This is a genomic window from Pseudomonas sp. NPDC086566 (assembly GCF_050280885.1).
Lineage (GTDB): Bacteria > Pseudomonadota > Gammaproteobacteria > Pseudomonadales > Pseudomonadaceae > Aquipseudomonas > Aquipseudomonas vlassakiae.
In genome coordinates, this window is sequence record NZ_JBNNWD010000004.1 from 459,996 (window position 1) to 476,671 (window position 16,676).

Genomic DNA, 16,676 nt, shown 5'->3' on the forward strand with positions numbered 1-16,676 from the left:
GTATGACTTTCACCCCCCGCCAGATCACCCTGGCCAGCCTGATCATTGTCATGGCCGGCCTGCTGCTAGCTCTGCCCCTGAAGTTGCTGCCCAGCCTGCTGGCCGGCCTGTTGGTGTTCGAGCTGGTGAACATGCTCACCCCGCGCCTGCAACCGCTGATCGCCGGGCAGCGTGCGCGCTGGCTGGCGGTGGCGCTGTTGGGGGTGCTGGTGGTCAGCGTCCTGACCCTGCTGATTGCCGGTGCCTTCAGCTTCCTGCTGCACGAGGCTGAGAACCCCGGGGCCTCGCTGGACAAGTTCATGACCTTGGTCGAACGCGCCCGCAGCCAGCTGCCACCGTTCATCGAGGCCTACCTGCCGGCCAGTGCGGCGGAGTTCAAGGTGGCCATCGGTGACTGGATCAAGAGCCACCTGAGCGACCTGCAGCTGGTGGGCAAGGGCATGGCGCACATGTTCGTGACGCTGCTGATCGGCATGATCCTCGGCGCCATCATCGCCCTGCAGCGCATCCCCGACCTTTCCCGGCGCAAGCCCCTGGCGGCGGCCTTGTTCGAGCGGCTGAACCTGCTGGTCCAGGCGTTTCGCAACATTGTCTTCGCGCAGATCAAGATCTCGATGCTCAACACCGCGTTCACCGGGATCTTCCTCGCCGTGGTGATGCCGTCATTCGGCGTGCACCTGCCGCTGACCAAGACACTGATCGTGCTGACCTTCCTGCTCGGGCTGCTGCCGGTCATTGGCAACCTGATGTCCAACACCCTGATCACCATTGTCGGCATGTCGTTGTCGATCTGGGTGGCGGCGGCGGCGCTGGGCTATCTGATCGTGATCCACAAGGTCGAGTATTTCCTCAACGCGAAGATCGTCGGTGGGCAGATCAGTGCCAAGGCTTGGGAGCTGTTGCTGGCGATGCTGGTGTTCGAGGCGGCATTCGGGCTGCCCGGAGTGGTGGCAGGGCCGGTCTATTACGCCTACCTGAAGAGTGAGCTCAAGCGGGCCGAGCTGGTGTGATCAATCTGTACCGGCCCTATCGCGGGTAAACCCGCGAAAGGGCCGGTACAGGTATTAAAAGAACGATCAGGCAGCGCCGTAGCGCTTGCGGGCCTCAATGGCCAGCCCGCTACCGATGCTGCCAAAGATGTTGCCTTCCACATGCCGTGCATTCGGCAGCATCGCCGACACGCTGTTGCGCAGTGCCGGAATTCCGCTGGAACCACCGGTGAAGAACACCGTATCCACCTGACCCGCGCTCACGCCAGCCTTGGCCAGCAACTCGGTCACGCTGCCGCGCACGCGTTCCAGCAGCCCTTCGATGGCCTCCTCGAACAGCACCCGGGTCAGGTCCACGCCGAGCTCGCGCTCGATACGGCCAAGGTCGACGCGGCGGCTGTCCTGCTCGGTCAGCTCGATCTTGCTGGCTTCCACTTCCATCGCCAGCCAGTGCCCGGCGCGCTCCTCGATCAGCTTGAACAGGCGATCGATGCCCAGGGTGTCTTCGATGTCGTAGCGCATGCTGCCCAGTGCCAGCTGCGACTTCTGCGAGTACAGGGCGTTGATGGTGTGCCAGGTGGCCAGGTTCAGGTGGTAGCTGGTCGGCATCAGCGCGCCGCTCTTCATCCGGCTGCCGTAGCCGAACAGAGGCATCACGCCCTGCAGGCTCAGCTGCTTGTCGAAGTCGGTACCGCCAATGTGCACGCCGCCAGTGGCGAGGATGTCGCTCTGGCGCTCGGCGACCCGATGGCGTTCGGGCGACAGGCGGATCAGGGTAAAGTCCGAGGTACCACCGCCGATATCGACGATGAGCACCAGCTCTTCGGCGCTGATGCCCGACTCGTAGTCGAACGCTGCGGCAATCGGCTCATACTGGAATGACACGTCCTTGAAGCCGATCTTGCGCGCCACCTCGGCCAGGGTGTCCTCGGCCTCCTGGTCGGCGGCCGGGTCTTCGTCGACGAAGAACACCGGGCGGCCCAGCACCACCTGCTCGAATTCACGGCCTGCGGCAGCTTCGGCACGCTTTTTCAGCTCGCCGATGAACATGCCCAGCAGATCCTTGAACGGCAGGGCGCTGCCCAGCACGCTGGTGTCGTGCTTGATCAGCTTGGAGCCCAGCAAGCTCTTGAGCGAGCGCATGAGGCGGCCTTCGTAGCCTTCCAGGTACTCCTGCAGCGCCAGGCGACCGTACACCGGGCGACGCTCCTCGATGTTGAAGAACACCACCGAGGGCAGGGTGATCTTGCCGTCTTCCAGGGCGATCAGCGACGAGGCGCCCTCGCGGTGCCAGCCGACCGTGGAGTTGGAGGTGCCGAAGTCGATGCCCAGGGCGCGGGCCGGCGATACGTCAGACATGGGAAAAGGCTTCCGGAGGCAAAACGGCCGCGCAGTGTATGCGAGTTGGCTACAGAATCAAGACCGATCGTCTGCCTTGAGGCAACCCCAAGCGCACTTGAAAGGCTATGCTTGGGCCCTATCTTCAGATGCAACACGAAAATTCACACTGGTGATCCATAGATGGACTTCAAAGACTACTACAAGATACTCGGCGTAGAGCCCACGGCGGACGAGAAGGCGATCAAGGCCGCGTACCGCAAGCTGGCGCGCAAGTATCACCCTGACGTCAGCAAGGAACGCGACGCCGAGGAGAAATTCAAGGAGGCCAACGAGGCCTACGAGGTGCTGGGTGACGCTCAAAAGCGCGCCGAGTTCGACGAAATCCGCAAGTATGGCGGCCAGCATGGCCGGCCGTTCCAGGCGCCCCCGGGCTGGCAGAGCCGTGGCGGTGCGGGTGGTGCTGGCGGTGGTTTCGAAGGCGGCGACTTCTCCGACTTCTTCAGCTCGATCTTCGGTGCTCGCGGCGGTAACCCGTTCGGTGGCGGCGGCCGGCAACAACAACGCAGTGCCGGCAGGCGGGGGCAGGACGTGGAACTTGAACTGGCGATCTTCCTGGAAGAAACCCTCAGCAAGGAATCCAAGCAGATCAGTTTCCAGGTGCCGCAGACCAACGCGGCGGGCCAGCGCACCGGGTTCACCACCAAGACCCTGAACGTGAAGATCCCCGCCGGGGTCACCGACGGCGAGCGCATCCGCCTCAAGGGCCAGGGTGCCCCGGGTATTGGCGGGGGGGCCAACGGCGACCTGTTCCTGACCGTGCGCATGGCGCCGCACCCGCTGTTCGATGTCGAAGGCCATGACCTGATCATCACCGTGCCACTGGCGCCATGGGAGGCTGCCCTGGGCACCAAGGTGGCGGTGCCGACCCTGACCGGCAAGATCAACCTGACCATCCGCCCCGACAGCCAGAGCGGCCAGCGCCTGCGGGTGCCGGGCATGGGCCTGGCGAACAAGAACGGCGAGCGCGGCAACCTCTACGCGCAGCTGAAGGTGGTGATGCCGCCGGCATCCGACGCGGCCACCCGTGAACTGTGGACCCAGCTTTCCGAGAAAGCGGCGTTCGACCCGAGGACACAATGGAGTAAATGATCATGAGTAGCACCCTGATCGTTCAACTGGACATGCGTACCCTGTGTCAGGAAGCCGATATCACGGCTGACTGCGTGATCGAGATCGTCGAGCACGGCATTGTCGAACCTTCCGGGCGATCGCCGGAGGACTGGTTGTTCGACGATCAGGCGCCGCTATTGGCCAAGCGCGCGGCGAAGTTGCACAAGGAGCTGGAACTGGAGTGGGAAGGGGTGGCGCTGGCGCTGGATCTGCTGCAGGAGGTGCAGCAACTGCGCAGCGAGAACAGCATGCTGCGCCAGCGGCTGGGTAGATTCATCCAGATGTAAGGTATGCAGGCCCGGCCTCTTCGTGGGTTCACCCGCGAAGAGGCCAGTACAGGCAAAATCAAATTCAGCTTGGCTCCGCCCCCGGGTTCAGCACCAGCTGCATGAAGGTCAGGTCCAGCCAGCGGCCGAACTTCACCCCCACCTGTGGCATCTGCCCGGTCACCACGAAGCCCAGCCGCTCATGCAGGCGCACCGAGGCGGCATTGCCGCTTTCGATGGCTGCAACCATCATATGCTTGCCGCAGCCACGCGCGCGCTCGATCAGCGCTGCCATAAGCACCGGGCCCAGGCCCTTGCCACGCTGGTCGCCGCGCACATACACCGAGTGTTCCACGGTCAGGCGGAAGCCTTCGAACGGCCGCCAGTCACCAAACGACGCATAACCCAGCACGCCGGTGTCATCCACGGCCACCAGGATCGGGTAACCCTGCTGCGCCCGTGCTGCGAACCAGGCCTGGCGGTTGGCCAGATCGACCGGGTTCTCGTTCCAGATCGCCGTGGTGTTGCGCACGGCGTCGTTGTAGATGTCGAGGATGCCCGGCACGTCGGTGGCCAGGGCATCGCGGATTTCGTAACTCATGACAGCGTCTCGCAGGGTCTTTGGGTGCAGATTAAATGGTTACCAGCCCCCGCACACCTTCGGCTTGCATGTTTTCACCGCGGCCACGCTGGATGATCTCGCCCCGGGCCATGACCAGGTACTGGTCGGCCAGTTCTTCGGCGAAGTCGTAGAACTGCTCGACCAGCAGGATGGCCATGTCGCCGCGTTCGGCCAGACGGCGGATCACCGCGCCGATTTCCTTGATCACCGAGGGCTGAATACCTTCGGTCGGTTCGTCGAGAATGAGCAACCGCGGGCGGCTGGCCAGGGCCCGGCCAATGGCCAGTTGCTGCTGCTGGCCACCGGACAGGTCGCCGCCGCGGCGTTGCTTCATCTGCTCCAGCACCGGGAACAGTTCGTAGATGAAAGCAGGTACTTCCCGAGCCTCGCGGGCCGGGAAGCGTGACAGGCCCATCAGCAGGTTTTCCTCGACAGTCAGTCGCGGGAAGATCTCGCGGCCTTGGGGCACGTAGGCGATCCCGGCATGCACCCGCTGCTGAGGCTTGAGTGTGGTGATCGTTTTGCCTTCCCACTCGATGTTGCCTTCGCGGGCCGGCACCAGCCCCATCAGGCAGCGCAGCAAGGTGGTCTTGCCCACGCCGTTGCGGCCCAACAGGCAGGTGACTTCGCCGACCTTGGCTTCGAAGGACAGGCCGCGGAGGATGTGGCTGCCGCCGTAGTACTGATGTAGGGTGTCGATTTTCAGCATGTCTTGTCCTTGGTATTGATCAGCGACCCAGGTAAACCTCGACCACCCGCTCATCCGCCTGCACCTGCTCCAGCGACCCTTCCGCCAGCACGCTGCCCTGGTGCAGCACGGTGACATGGTCGGCAATGCTGCCGACGAAGCCCATGTCATGCTCAACCACCATCAGCGAATGCTTGCCGGCCAGGCCCTTGAACAGTTCGGCGGTGAACTCGGTCTCGGCATCGGTCATGCCCGCCACCGGTTCATCCAGCAACAGCAGTTGTGGTTCCTGCACCAGCAGCATGCCGATCTCGAGGAACTGCTTCTGCCCGTGCGACAGCAGGCCCGCCTGGCGCTGGGCCAAGGGCAGCAGGCGCAAGGTGGCCAGCACGTCCTCGATGCGCTGGCGCTGATCGCCGCTCAGGCGCGCGGGCAGGCTGGCCCACACGGACTTGTCGGTCTTCAACGCCAGCTCCAGGTTCTCGAACACGGTCAGTGCTTCGAACACCGTGGGCTTCTGGAACTTGCGGCCGATGCCGGCCTGGGCGATCTGGTATTCGCTCATGCGGGTCAGGTCGAGGGTGTCGCCGAAGAAGGCGCTGCCGGTGTCGGGGCGGGTCTTGCCGGTGATCACGTCCATCATCGTGGTCTTGCCGGCGCCGTTGGGGCCGATGATGCAGCGCAACTCGCCGACGCCGATGTACAGGTTCAGCGCATTGAGGGCCTTGAAGCCGTCGAAGCTGACGCTGATGTCCTCCAGGCTCAGTACCGTGCCGTGGCGGGTGTCGAGGCCGGCCTTGCGGCTATGCCCCAGGCCGATTGCCTCGCGGCCGCTGCCGAGGGTGTCGAACACAGGTTCCAGCATGAATTCCGGGTGGACCGGGGGCACGCCTCTCATGGCTGGCTCCTTTTCTTCAACAGGCCGACCACGCCCTTGGGCAGGTACAGGGTGACGAGAATGAACAGCGCACCGAGGAAGAACAGCCAGAACTCGGGGAACGCCACGGTGAACCAGCTCTTCATGCCATTGACCAGGCCGGCACCGAGCAGTGGGCCGATCAGCGTGCCACGCCCGCCCAGCGCTACCCACACGGCGGCTTCGATGGAATTGGTCGGCGACATCTCGCTGGGGTTGATGATGCCCACCTGTGGCACATACAGCGCACCGGCCAGCCCACACAGCACGGCGCTGAGCACCCATACCAGCAGCTTGAAGCCGCGCGGGTCGTAGCCACAGAACATCAAGCGGTTTTCGGCATCGCGCACGGCGGTGAGCAGGCGGCCGAATTTGCTCCGGGTCAGGCGCCAGCACAGGTACAGGCTGGCCAGGAGCAGGCCGACGGTGAGCAGGAACAGCACCGCGCGGGTACCCTGCGCAGCGATGTCGAAGCCCAGGATGGTGCGGAAGCTGGTGAAGCCGTTGTTGCCGCCGAAGCCTGTTTCGTTGCGGAAGAACAGCAGCATGCCGGCGAAGGTCAGCGCCTGGGTCATGATCGAGAAATACACGCCCTTGATCCGTGAGCGGAAGGCGAACCAGCCGAACACCAGCGCCAGCAGGCCGGGGGCCAGTATCACCAGGCACAGGGCCCAGGCGAAATGCTGGGTGCCGGCCCAGTACCACGGCAGTTCGGTCCACGACAGGAAGGTCATGAACCCCGGCAGGCCGTCACCGGCCGCCTGGCGCATCAGGTACATGCCCATGGCGTAGCCGCCGAGGGCGAAGAACAGGCCGTGGCCCAGCGACAGCAGCCCGGCATAGCCCCAGACCAGGTCCAGGGCCAGGGCGACGATGGCGTAGCACAGGATCTTGCCCACCAGGGTGAGGGTGTAGGCCGAGACCTGCAGTGCGTGGCCCGCCGGCAGCAGTGACAGCAGCGGCAGGGCCACCAACAACAGGACGACGACCGCGCCGATGGCCAGCGACAGCCGTGGCCCGGCTTTTTGCGTAGCGGTGACAAGCAGTGGCTGGTTCATCAGTCGATTACCCGTCCCTTGAGGGCGAACAGGCCTTGCGGGCGCTTCTGGATGAACAGAATGATCAACGCAAGGATGAGGATCTTGCCGAGTACTGCACCGATCTGCGGCTCCAGCAGTTTGTTGGCGATGCCGAGGCCGAACGCTGCCCAGAGGCTGCCGGCCAGTTGCCCGACACCGCCGAGCACCACCACCAGGAACGAGTCGATGATGTAGCTCTGGCCCAGGTCCGGGCCGACGTTGCCGACCTGGCTCAGGGCCACGCCACCCAGGCCGGCGATGCCTGAGCCGAGGCCGAAGGCGAGCATGTCGACGCGCCCGGTGGAGACGCCGCAGCAGGCTGCCATGTTGCGGTTCTGGGTGACCGCGCGCACGTTCAGGCCCAGGCGTGTACGGTTGAGCAGCAGCCAGGTGAGCAGCACCACCGCCAGGGCGAAGCCGATGATCACCAGGCGGTTGTACGGCAGCACCAGGTTCGGCAGCAACTGAATGCCGCCGGACAGCCAGGCCGGGTTGCTGACTTCGACGTTCTGCGCGCCGAACAGCAGGCGGATGGCCTGGATCAGGATCAGGCTGATGCCCCAGGTCGCCAGCAGGGTTTCCAGCGGGCGCCCGTAGAGATGGCGGATCACCGTGCGCTCCAGGGCCATGCCGACCCCGGCGCTGACCGTAAAGGCTACCGGCAAGGCAATCAGCGGGTAGAACTCGATGGCGCCGGGGGCGTAGCGTTGCAATAGTACCTGGACCATATAGGTGCTGTAGGCGCCGAGCATGAGCATCTCGCCGTGGGCCATGTTGATCACCCCGAGCAGGCCGAAGGTGATCGCCAGGCCCAGTGCGGCCAGCAGCAGGATCGAGCCCAGCGACAGGCCGCTGAAGGCCTGGCCGAGCAGCTCGCCGACCAACAGCTTGCGCTTGACCTGGGCGAGGCTGGTTTCAGCGGCAGTGCGTACGCCCGGATCGCTTTCTGCGCCGGGCTGCAGCAAGGCTTCGAGGCGGGTGCGGGCCAGCGGGTCGCCGGTTTCGCCGAGCAGGCGCACCGCAGCCAGGCGCACGGCTGGCTCGCTGGCGCCCAGTTGCAGGTTGGCCAGGGCCAGGCCGAGGGCAGCGTGCACGGCGGCGTCCGGCTCACTGGCGAAGCGCCGGTCGAGGAAGGCCATCTGCGCTGGCTGCGCGCTCTTTTGCAGTTGCTGGGCAGCGGCCAGGCGCGTGGCGCTGTCATCGCTGAGCAACTGATGGCTGGCCAGGGCATTGTCGATCAGGCTGCGCAGGCGGTTGTTCAGGCGCACCTTGCGGGTGTCATCGGTGGCGATACGGCCCTGGCGCAGGTTGTCCAGCAGCGGCAGGCGCGCGGCATCGGGTTGTGCCGCCCAGCCTTCGAGCAGTTGGGCCTGCTCGGCGGGCTTGGCGGTAAGGAAGTATTCGCCCTCGCTGGCCTGGGTTGCCAGGGGGATCAGCAGAAGCAGGGTGAGCAGCAGTCTGAGCATGCGGGCAATCCTGGAAATCGGCGGTGGATTCATCGCGGATAAATCCGCTCCTACAAAAACCTGTAGGAGCGGATTTATCCGCGAAAGGGCTGCAAAGCAGCCCCAATGCACTCAGTTACCTTTCACCGCATAGTCCGGCCGCTTGTCGTTCCCTGGAATGAACGGGCTCCAAGGTTGTGCCCGCAGCGGCTGCTCGGTTTCCCACACGACGCTGAACTGCCCGTCATCCTGGATCTCGCCGATCATTACCGGCTTGTGCAGGTGGTGGTTGGTCTTGTCCATGGTCAGGGTGAAGCCCGACGGTGCCTTGAAGGTCTGCCCGGCCAGTGCCTCGCGCACCTTGTCGACGTCGGTGGACTTGGCCTTCTCGGCGGCCTGGGCCCACATGTGGATGCCCACGTAGGTGGCTTCCATCGGGTCGTTGGTCACGGCCTTGTCGGCGCCCGGCAGGCCCTTGGCCTTGGCGTAGGCCTTCCAGTCGGCGACGAACTTCTGGTTGACCGGGTTATCCACCGACTCGAAGTAGTTCCATGCCGCCAGGTGGCCTACCAGCGGTTTGGTGTCGATGCCGCGCAGCTCTTCTTCACCCACCGAGAAGGCCACCACCGGCACTTCGGTGGCTTTCAGGCCCTGGTTGGCCAGTTCCTTGTAGAACGGCACGTTGGAATCGCCGTTGACGGTAGAGATGACCGCCGTCTTGCCGCCGGCGGAGAACTTCTTGATGTTGGCGACGATGGTCTGGTAATCGGCATGGCCGAACGGGGTGTAGACCTCTTCGATGTCCTTGTCGGCCACGCCCTTGCTGTGCAGGAAGGCGCGCAGGATCTTGTTGGTGGTGCGCGGGTACACGTAGTCGGTCCCCAGCAGGAAGAAGCGCTTGGCGCTGCCGCCGTCTTCGCTCATCAGGTACTCGACTGCCGGGATGGCCTGCTGGTTGGGCGCCGCGCCGGTGTAGAACACGTTCGGCGACATCTCTTCACCTTCGTACTGCACCGGGTAGAACAGCAGGCCGTTGAGCTCCTCGAACACCGGCAGCACCGACTTGCGCGACACCGAGGTCCAGCAGCCGAACACCACCGCGACCTTGTCCTGGGTCAGCAGCTGGCGGCTTTTTTCAGCGAACAGCGGCCAGTTGGAGGCCGGGTCGACCACCACCGGCTCGAGCATCTTGCCGTTTACACCGCCTTTGGCGTTGATCTCGTCGATGGTCATCAGCGCCATGTCCTTGAGCGACGTCTCGGAAATCGCCATGGTCCCGGACAGCGAGTGCAGGATGCCGACCTTGATGGTCTCGGCGGCCTGGATGCTCCAGCTCAGGCCCATGGCGGCAATGGATGCGCTGAGGGTAAAGGCCTTGATCAGACTGCGACGCTTCATGTGCTCTCTCTCCGCTGAGTTTTTTATCGTGTTGGCCAAGCGGGGAGGGGCGTTGCAAGGGGTGTGCCTAGCGGCGGAAGGTGCGTAGTAGAGGGGTTGTGCGAGGTGTTGGGGCGTTTGCAAGGTCCAGCTTGGTGCTTGTTGGTTTCGTGTGCACAGGATTGGGGCCGCTGTGCGGCCCCTTGCTGAGTCAGCCGTTACGCACAGCCGAGCGCGGATGACGACGACTACGCACGAACTGGTAGGTCACCGCCAGCAGCAGGAACCAGACCGGCGTCACCACCAGCGCCGAGCGGGTGTCGGCCTCCAGGCTCAGCAGCACCAGGATGAAGGCGAAGAACGCCAGGCACACGTAGCACATGAAGCGCCCGCCCGGCATCTTGTACTTCGACGCCTGGTGCAGCGTATCGCTTTGCGTGCGGTACTTCAGGTAAGACAGCAGGATCAGCGTCCAGACGAACATGAACAGTACTGCCGACACCGTGGTCACCAAGGTGAATGCTTCGATCACGTTCGGCACCAGGTAGATCAGCACCGCACCCAGCAGCAGGCAGGTGCAGGAGAAATACAGGCCGTTGGCCGGCACCGAGCGGCTCGACAATTTCTCGAACGCCTTGGGCGCATCGCCTTCCTGGGACAGGCCATAGAGCATGCGGCTGGTGGAGAACACACCACTGTTGGCCGACGAGGCCGCCGAGGTCAGCACCACGAAGTTGATGATGCTCGCCGCTGCTGGCAGGCCGGCCAGCACGAACAGTTCCACGAACGGGCTCTTGCCCGGTACCACGTCGCGCCATGGGGTGACCGCCATGATCGCGATCAGCGCCAGCACGTAGAACACGATGATGCGGACCGGAATCGAGTTGATCGCCCGCGGCAGGGTGCGCTCGGGGTTCTTCGCCTCAGCCGCAGTGGTGCCCACCAGTTCGATGCCGACGAACGCGAACACGGCGATCTGGAAGCCGGCGAAGAAGCCCATCAGGCCGTTGGGGAACATGCCGCCGTCATTCCACAGGTTGGCCAGTTGTGCAGTGCGCCCGCTCGGTGAGGTGAAGCCGGTGATGACCATGTAAAGGCCGGTGGCCACCAGGCCGAGGATGGCGACGATCTTGACCAGGGCGAACCAGAACTCCAGCTCGCCGAACATCTTTACCGTCACCAGGTTCAGCGACAGCAACAGGCCTACGCAGGTCAGCGCCGGTATCCACTGCGGCAGGTCGGGGAACCAGAACTGCGTATAGGCAGCGATGGCGACCACGTCGGCGATGCCGGTGACCACCCAGCAGAACCAGTAGGTCCAGCCGGTGAAGTAGCCGGCCCAGGGGCCGAGCAGGTCGGCGGAGAAGTCGATGAACGACTTGTAGTTGAGGTTCGACAGCAGCAGTTCGCCCATGGCGCGCATGACGAAGAACAGCATGAAGCCGATGATCATGTAGACGAAGATGATCGATGGCCCGGCCAGGCTGATGGTCTTGCCCGAGCCCATGAACAGACCGGTGCCGATGGCACCACCGATGGCGATCAGCTGGATATGGCGGTTGGTCAGGTTGCGCTGCAGATGTGGCTCATCTGGCGCGGTGGGAGAAGTGTGCGTCATCAAGCGGCATTCCCTTGAAAGGTCAGTCTTCTTGTCAGAGGTAGCCGGTTAGGCTAACACGCTCGTGCCAGATCGGGGCGCGACAGATCGACTCGACTTTTCTGTCGGAGCGGCCTTGCGTCGCGATGGGGGCGCAAAGCGCCCCCCGGCGATCTAAGCCTGAGCCAGCATCCGACGGCGCCTCACCACCAGGCTATCCACCACCCACATCGCCACCATCGACACCCCCACCAACGGGAACATCACGCCCAGCACCAGCATCACTCCCACCGCCATCTTCCAGCGCGGCAGGTCATGGCGCAGCGGCGGCACGCCCAGGCCACCCGCGGGCCGGCGTTTCCACCACATCACCAGGCCGCTCACCGAGCCCAGCAGGATCATCAGGCACACCAGCAGGATGATGATCTGGTTCAGCGCACCGAACATCTTGCCCTCATGCAGCATCACGCCCAGCTCGGTAGCCCGGGCCACCGGGCTGTAGTCCTGCCAGCGCACATCGGCCAGCACCTTGCCGGTGTACTGGTCGACATGCAGAGTGGCGTCGTTGCGCGGGTCGTCGGCGAAAACGGCGATGGTGTACACGCCTTCGGCCGTGGTCGGTGCGGTGATGCTGTAGCCCGGCTCGACCTGGCGCGCCGTGGCGATGTCTTCCACCTGTTGCAGGCTGACCTGTGGCGCAGCCGGCGCACTGTCCGTCATGTGGTGCCCGGCATGCTCGGCATGGGCGCCGGATTGCGGCATCGGCGTATTCTCCATCGCCCAAGGCACGGTCTGGCGGTGGGCGCTGTTCAGCTCGCGGGCCTGCTGGTCCGACTTGGGCACGTCATTCCACATCGCCGCCGGAAAGCGGTTCCACAGATCGGCGTACTGCTTGCCCCACATGCCGGTCCAGGTCATGCCACTGACCAGCATCAGCAACAGCAGGGCAGAACCCCAGAACCCGGTCACCGCATGCAGGTCGCGCCAGAACACGCGACCTTTGGCCGCGAAGCGTGGCCACAGCACACCAGCACCGTTGCGCCCGCGTGGCCACCACAGGTACAGGCCAGACACCACCAGCACGATGCCCCAGCCGGCGGCCAGCTCCACCAGGCGGTCACCGACCGTGCCGACCATCAGTTCGCCGTGCAGGGCGCGGGCGATGGCCTGCAGGTTCTGCTTGCCGTCCTGCTCGCCAAGGATCTTGCCGCTGTACGGGTCGACGAACACGTTCAGCTCGCGGCCGCCGTCATGCACCACGAACTGCGCGCTGCGCTCGGCATTGATCGGCGGCAGGTACTGGCCGACATGGCCGTTCGGGTAGGCTTGGCGCACTTCGGCCAGCAGCGTGTCGGCGCCCTGTCGATGATGCCCTGCTTCGACCACCATCAGGTCGCGGTACAGCAGCGGGTCGAGCTGCGGCTTGAACAGGTAGATGATCCCGGTGAGTGCCAGCAGGATCATGAAAGGGGCGACGAACAGCCCGGCATAGAAGTGCCAGCGCCAAGCCAGGTTGTAGAAGGAAACACGTGTTCCGCTCATGGGAACCTCCTGTTTGACCAGCTGAGGGGCGCGACCGAAGCCGCGCCCGTTGTTGTTGTCAGAAGCTGAAATCGACCTTGGTCCAGAAGGTCCTGCCTGGCTCGTTCACCGGCTGTGGATCAGTGGCCGGGTAGCCGAACCCGGCATTCCCGGCCAGGTTCAGGTGCTCGGCGTAGGTCTTGTCGAACAAGTTGTCGACCCCTGCGCTGAGCTTGAGGTTGCGGTTCACCTTGTAGGCGCCGTTGAGCGAGAACACGCCGAAGCCGGCGCTCTTGTCGAAGTCCTTGCCGACCACGTTGCCCTGGTTTTCGGCGATGCGGTGCTGCGCCGCCACCAGGCGCCACAGCGCACCAGCGCTCCAGCTGTCGCGGCTGTAGGTCAGGCCCAGGCGGCTTTCCAGCGGCGGCATCTGAGGCAGTGCCTTGCCGTCGCTGCTGTTCTTGCCCCAGGCGTAGGCCAGGGTGGCATCAGCCTTCCAGCGCTCGGTGAGCTTGTAGGCCGCGCCCAGTTCGCCGCCCATGATGCGGGCGTCGATGTTCTGTGCCTGGGAGCTGCTCATGCCCATCATCCCGGTGCGGTAGTCGAACAGGATGTAGTCACGAATTTGCCCGACATAGCCCGAAGCCCAGGCGTCCAGGCGCTCGTCGCGGTACTGGATGCCGAAGTCGAGCTGGGTGGTCTTCTCAGGCTTGATGCTGTCGAAGGCATTCACCGAGCCGGCAGGGCCCTGGTCCGGGGAGAACAGTTCCCAGTAGTCCGGGAAGCGCTGGGCGTGGCCGAGGCCGATGTAGCTGGTGGCCGGCAGCGCTGCCAGGTCGTGCTCGTAGCGGATGAAACCGCTGGGCAGCGTATCGGCGCGGGTGTCGCCGTTGGTGGTGCTGTCATCCCGGAAGTCGCGGGCCGAGGCGCGGTCCAGGCGGGCGCCAGTGATCAGCCGGTCTTCGCCGGTGGCGTACCAGGTCAGTTCGCCGAACGCACCGTAGTTGTGGAAATCGGCATCCTTTTCCCAAGGTTTGTCCTTGTAGGTGTCGATACCCATGGCACTGCGTGCGCGGTGCTCGTTGGTCTGCGCGTCGATGCCGCTGACCAGTTGCACGTCGGCCCAGCGCCAGGTGGCCTTGATGCGTGCACCCAAGGTGCGGCGGTCGACGGCGGCGGCCATGGGGCCGGCCATCATGCCGGTGCCCGAGGGTGTGCGCAGGCTGTAGTTGTCCATCACGTGGTCGGCGTAGTTGTAGTAGACCTGCGTCTCGACCTTGTCGAGCACATCGCCGAGGTTGGACTTTTCAAAGCGCAGGCCCAGGCTTTCGCGCTTGAACTGCGCGCCGTCCATGCCACGGCCGGCATAGCGTGCCTCGCCGTCACCCTTGCCCGCAGTGAGTTCGAGCAGTGTGTCCTGGTCGGGCGTCCAGCCCAGCGCCACGTCGCCGTTCCATTTTTCCCAGCGCGAAGGCACGGTGTTGCCGTTGCCATCCTGGTAATCGTCCGAGTGCGACTGGTTGCCGACGAAGCGCGCATAGCCCTGGCGGTTGCCGGCTGCGGCATCGAGCACCTTGTCGAAGCGGCCGTTGGAGCCGGCCAGCAGGCTGGCATTGACCCGGCTGCCGAGAGCGCCGAACTGCTCCGGCTCGCGTTCGAAGAGGATGGTGCCCGCCGAGCCGCCTGGCCCCCAGATCACGCTTTGCGGGCCTTTGATCACGGTCAGGCGGTCGTAGGTTTCCGGGGCGATGTAGGAGGTCGGGGCGTCCATGCGGTTGGGGCAGGCGCCGAGCATCACGCCGCCGTTGGTGAGGATGTTCAGGCGCGAGCCGAACATGCCGCGCAACACCGGGTCGCCGTTGGTGCCGCCAGCGCGGATAGCCGAGAAGCCTGGAATGGTCTTCAGATAGTCGGCACCATCGCTGGCCGGCACGGGTTGGCGCGGGTCCTTGGGGTTGGTGACCACGGTCAGCGGCGAACTTGGTGCGAGCGCGGTGATCACCGTCGGGCTCAGCTCGGCGTCGGGGCCTTCATGGCCAGGGGCGGCAGCCAGCGCCACGGGCGCGAGCAGCGAGCCGCACAGCGCGGCGAATGTGCCTCGCAGGGAGGGGGCTAAAACAGGGGTGCAGCCGGACATAATGATTCCAGTCGATCAGTCATGAGTGTGCGCGAAGCCTCCTGGCTCCGGGCGATAACGGGGTTTCAGACGCTGATCGAAAGAGGCGGCGCGCGGCTGCGCGCACCGGGGAACACAGCCTGCCGGGCATGGCCCTGGCGCGTAGAGGCGGGAAGGGTGGTGGGGGGATTTGCACTGGCGACGCTGAGCGGGCTGAGGGTTTGCGGCAAGGCCGGGCAGTTGAACAGCAGGCTGCAGTAGCCGCATTTTTCCCACATCACGTGCAACTGGCCATCGTCGCCGTGGCCGTGATGGGTATCGCCGCTCGCAGGCATGGACATCGACATGTCCATCGGCATGCCCATGCCGGCGTGGTGGTCCATCGGCATCGACTGGGAAATCAGCGGGCCGATGAAGATCATCCACATGGCGAACAGGCTCAGCCAGCCGCCACCGACGCGCCTGCGTTCAGGGCGGGTGGTACGGCTGAAGCTGTTGCGCGGCAGGCTCATGTTGGCGAGCGCCTGTCAGCGGGCGTCAGTGCGCGTGTTCGTGAGCCTGGGGCTGGTCTGCCGGTGCCTGTTTCTGTACGGCGACGTCGACGGTGAGGTCACCTGCTTTCTCGAAGTGCAGGGTCAGCGGGAAGCGCTTGCCGTCGGTAAGCAGGCTGCGGTCCTTGGGCTGCATCAGCATCACGTGATAAGCGCTGGGGGCGAACACCAGGTCTTTGCCAGCGGGCACTGCCACGCTTTGTACCTGCTGCATCTTCATTGCGCCGCTGGCGCTCATGGCGTGCTCATGCAGTTGCACATCATCGCTGATCGGGCTGTCGACACTGAGCAGACGGTCATCGGCCTTGCCGTTGTTGTGCACGACGAAATAGGCGGCGACGTTGGGGGCGTTGGGCGGCAGTTGCAGCGACCACGGGTGAGCGATGTGCAGGTCGCCCACGCTGTATTCATGGGCGTTGGCGTAGGCGCCGGGCAGCAACAGGGCAGCCAGTACAAGAGCTTGCTTGAGCATGGTGTGTCTCCGATCAGTGAGGTTCAGGCTGACAGCATGAAGAACTCAGACCAGCGGAGAGGCGCGGGGATTGAGCGCAGGCCAGAGTTGGCGCGGCGTCGGTTGGTAATTGGCGGGTGGTGCCTGGCGCCCGGCCAACAGCGTCGGCGGGTTGTGCAGTTGCGGCGGATAACCCGGCAGCGCCAGCAGCGGTGCAGTGCCCGAACAGCACCAGCAGTGCTGCATGTTGGCGTGCTGGTCACTTTGCGTGCCGAGGTCGATCTTGGCCAGCGCCTGGACATCGGCCTTGGTCTTGCCGGCCACGCTGGAACAGAAAGCCCCCCACAGCAGCTGCTCGGCCGGGCCCTTGGGCGCGGCTGAAGACAGCGGCATGGCCAGCAGGTTGAACAGCACTGCAAGGCAGGCTATCCAGGCAATGTGCCGACGTGGGGGCATGGAGAGATCCGGTCAGGAATCGTGGGCGGTATTGTAAGGCGGAGTATAGGTAAAAATGGTGGGGTGTGGTGAAGTGACGCAGGCCCGGGCG

16 protein-coding genes are annotated in these 16,676 nt (G+C 64.6%); 3 read left to right on the top strand and 13 right to left on the bottom strand.

The window, feature by feature from the left end; genetic code table 11:
* Positions 1-2: 2 nt before the first annotated feature.
* Positions 3-1,010 (top strand): AI-2E family transporter, encoded by a 1,008-nt coding sequence (locus ACQKPS_RS12020; protein ID WP_254482937.1) that lies wholly within the window; start codon positions 3-5, stop codon positions 1,008-1,010.
* Positions 1,011-1,076: 66 nt separating this feature from the next.
* Here ACQKPS_RS12020 and ACQKPS_RS12025 read toward each other — a convergent pair whose 3' ends face one another.
* A complete protein-coding gene (locus tag ACQKPS_RS12025; RefSeq protein WP_254482938.1) occupies positions 1,077-2,348 on the bottom strand; it encodes an Hsp70 family protein in 1,272 nt (423 codons plus the stop codon).
* Positions 2,349-2,510: 162 nt separating this feature from the next.
* Between ACQKPS_RS12025 and cbpA the strand changes: the two genes are divergently transcribed.
* Together cbpA and ACQKPS_RS12035 are read left to right on the top strand one after the other, a co-directional pair.
* Positions 2,511-3,479, top strand: a complete 969-nt coding sequence (gene cbpA / locus ACQKPS_RS12030) for a curved DNA-binding protein (protein WP_427604173.1) — start codon at positions 2,511-2,513, stop codon at positions 3,477-3,479.
* 2 nt (positions 3,480-3,481) lie between these two features.
* Positions 3,482-3,787 (top strand): chaperone modulator CbpM, encoded by a 306-nt coding sequence (locus tag ACQKPS_RS12035; protein WP_283724217.1) that lies wholly within the window; start codon positions 3,482-3,484, stop codon positions 3,785-3,787.
* 64 nt (positions 3,788-3,851) lie between these two features.
* On the opposite strand, the gene ACQKPS_RS12040 is transcribed toward ACQKPS_RS12035, so the two are convergent.
* The 12 genes from ACQKPS_RS12040 to ACQKPS_RS12095 form a co-directional block, all read right to left on the bottom strand.
* Positions 3,852-4,367 (bottom strand): N-acetyltransferase family protein, encoded by a 516-nt coding sequence (locus tag ACQKPS_RS12040; RefSeq protein ID WP_427604175.1) that lies wholly within the window; start codon positions 4,365-4,367, stop codon positions 3,852-3,854.
* 31 nt (positions 4,368-4,398) lie between these two features.
* Positions 4,399-5,097, bottom strand: a complete 699-nt coding sequence (gene urtE, locus ACQKPS_RS12045; protein WP_176510254.1) for an urea ABC transporter ATP-binding subunit UrtE — start codon at positions 5,095-5,097, stop codon at positions 4,399-4,401.
* Positions 5,098-5,116: 19 nt separating this feature from the next.
* Positions 5,117-5,974, bottom strand: a complete 858-nt coding sequence (urtD, locus tag ACQKPS_RS12050) for an urea ABC transporter ATP-binding protein UrtD (RefSeq protein ID WP_427604177.1) — start codon at positions 5,972-5,974, stop codon at positions 5,117-5,119.
* Positions 5,971-7,050, bottom strand: a complete 1,080-nt coding sequence (gene urtC, locus ACQKPS_RS12055) for an urea ABC transporter permease subunit UrtC (RefSeq protein ID WP_283724219.1) — start codon at positions 7,048-7,050, stop codon at positions 5,971-5,973. The genes urtD and urtC overlap by 4 nt, the downstream gene beginning before the upstream one ends.
* The gene (urtB, locus tag ACQKPS_RS12060) at positions 7,050-8,570 is read right to left on the bottom strand and encodes an urea ABC transporter permease subunit UrtB (RefSeq protein ID WP_427604180.1); all 1,521 of its coding nucleotides are present in this window, start codon (positions 8,568-8,570) and stop codon (positions 7,050-7,052) included. Before urtB ends, urtC begins: the two co-directional genes overlap by 1 nt.
* Positions 8,571-8,648: 78 nt before the next feature.
* Positions 8,649-9,914, bottom strand: coding sequence for an urea ABC transporter substrate-binding protein (gene urtA, locus ACQKPS_RS12065; protein ID WP_427604182.1), 1,266 nt, complete (start codon positions 9,912-9,914; stop codon positions 8,649-8,651).
* A 190-nt stretch (positions 9,915-10,104) separates the two neighbouring features.
* Positions 10,105-11,511 (bottom strand): D-serine/D-alanine/glycine transporter, encoded by a 1,407-nt coding sequence (cycA, locus tag ACQKPS_RS12070; RefSeq protein WP_427604184.1) that lies wholly within the window; start codon positions 11,509-11,511, stop codon positions 10,105-10,107.
* Positions 11,512-11,664: 153 nt separating this feature from the next.
* Positions 11,665-13,032, bottom strand: a complete 1,368-nt coding sequence (locus ACQKPS_RS12075) for a PepSY-associated TM helix domain-containing protein (protein WP_427604186.1) — start codon at positions 13,030-13,032, stop codon at positions 11,665-11,667.
* 58 nt (positions 13,033-13,090) lie between these two features.
* Positions 13,091-15,148, bottom strand: coding sequence for a TonB-dependent copper receptor (locus ACQKPS_RS12080; RefSeq protein ID WP_427604188.1), 2,058 nt, complete (start codon positions 15,146-15,148; stop codon positions 13,091-13,093).
* A 65-nt stretch (positions 15,149-15,213) separates the two neighbouring features.
* Positions 15,214-15,639, bottom strand: coding sequence for a DUF2946 domain-containing protein (locus ACQKPS_RS12085; RefSeq protein ID WP_254482947.1), 426 nt, complete (start codon positions 15,637-15,639; stop codon positions 15,214-15,216).
* A 25-nt stretch (positions 15,640-15,664) separates the two neighbouring features.
* Entirely contained in the window at positions 15,665-16,150 is a 486-nt protein-coding gene (locus ACQKPS_RS12090; RefSeq protein WP_427604190.1) for a copper chaperone PCu(A)C, read from the bottom strand.
* A 45-nt stretch (positions 16,151-16,195) separates the two neighbouring features.
* Positions 16,196-16,585, bottom strand: a complete 390-nt coding sequence (locus ACQKPS_RS12095) for a DUF2946 domain-containing protein (protein WP_427604192.1) — start codon at positions 16,583-16,585, stop codon at positions 16,196-16,198.
* Positions 16,586-16,676: the final 91 nt, after the last annotated feature.

Bases quoted from the DNA above. Each gene is read 5' to 3' on its own strand.
- ACQKPS_RS12020 (WP_254482937.1), top strand. From the start codon at position 3: ATGACTTTCACCCCCCGCCAGATCACCCTGGCCAGCCTGATCATTGTC.
- ACQKPS_RS12025 (WP_254482938.1), bottom strand. From the start codon at position 2,348: ATGTCTGACGTATCGCCGGCCCGCGCCCTGGGCATCGACTTCGGCACC.
- cbpA (WP_427604173.1), top strand. From the start codon at position 2,511: ATGGACTTCAAAGACTACTACAAGATACTCGGCGTAGAGCCCACGGCG.
- ACQKPS_RS12035 (WP_283724217.1), top strand. From the start codon at position 3,482: ATGAGTAGCACCCTGATCGTTCAACTGGACATGCGTACCCTGTGTCAG.
- ACQKPS_RS12040 (WP_427604175.1), bottom strand. From the start codon at position 4,367: ATGAGTTACGAAATCCGCGATGCCCTGGCCACCGACGTGCCGGGCATC.
- urtE (WP_176510254.1), bottom strand. From the start codon at position 5,097: ATGCTGAAAATCGACACCCTACATCAGTACTACGGCGGCAGCCACATC.
- urtD (WP_427604177.1), bottom strand. From the start codon at position 5,974: ATGAGAGGCGTGCCCCCGGTCCACCCGGAATTCATGCTGGAACCTGTG.
- urtC (WP_283724219.1), bottom strand. From the start codon at position 7,050: ATGAACCAGCCACTGCTTGTCACCGCTACGCAAAAAGCCGGGCCACGG.
- urtB (WP_427604180.1), bottom strand. From the start codon at position 8,570: ATGAATCCACCGCCGATTTCCAGGATTGCCCGCATGCTCAGACTGCTG.
- urtA (WP_427604182.1), bottom strand. From the start codon at position 9,914: ATGAAGCGTCGCAGTCTGATCAAGGCCTTTACCCTCAGCGCATCCATT.
- cycA (WP_427604184.1), bottom strand. From the start codon at position 11,511: ATGACGCACACTTCTCCCACCGCGCCAGATGAGCCACATCTGCAGCGC.
- ACQKPS_RS12075 (WP_427604186.1), bottom strand. From the start codon at position 13,032: ATGAGCGGAACACGTGTTTCCTTCTACAACCTGGCTTGGCGCTGGCAC.
- ACQKPS_RS12080 (WP_427604188.1), bottom strand. From the start codon at position 15,148: ATGTCCGGCTGCACCCCTGTTTTAGCCCCCTCCCTGCGAGGCACATTC.
- ACQKPS_RS12085 (WP_254482947.1), bottom strand. From the start codon at position 15,639: ATGAGCCTGCCGCGCAACAGCTTCAGCCGTACCACCCGCCCTGAACGC.
- ACQKPS_RS12090 (WP_427604190.1), bottom strand. From the start codon at position 16,150: ATGCTCAAGCAAGCTCTTGTACTGGCTGCCCTGTTGCTGCCCGGCGCC.
- ACQKPS_RS12095 (WP_427604192.1), bottom strand. From the start codon at position 16,585: ATGCCCCCACGTCGGCACATTGCCTGGATAGCCTGCCTTGCAGTGCTG.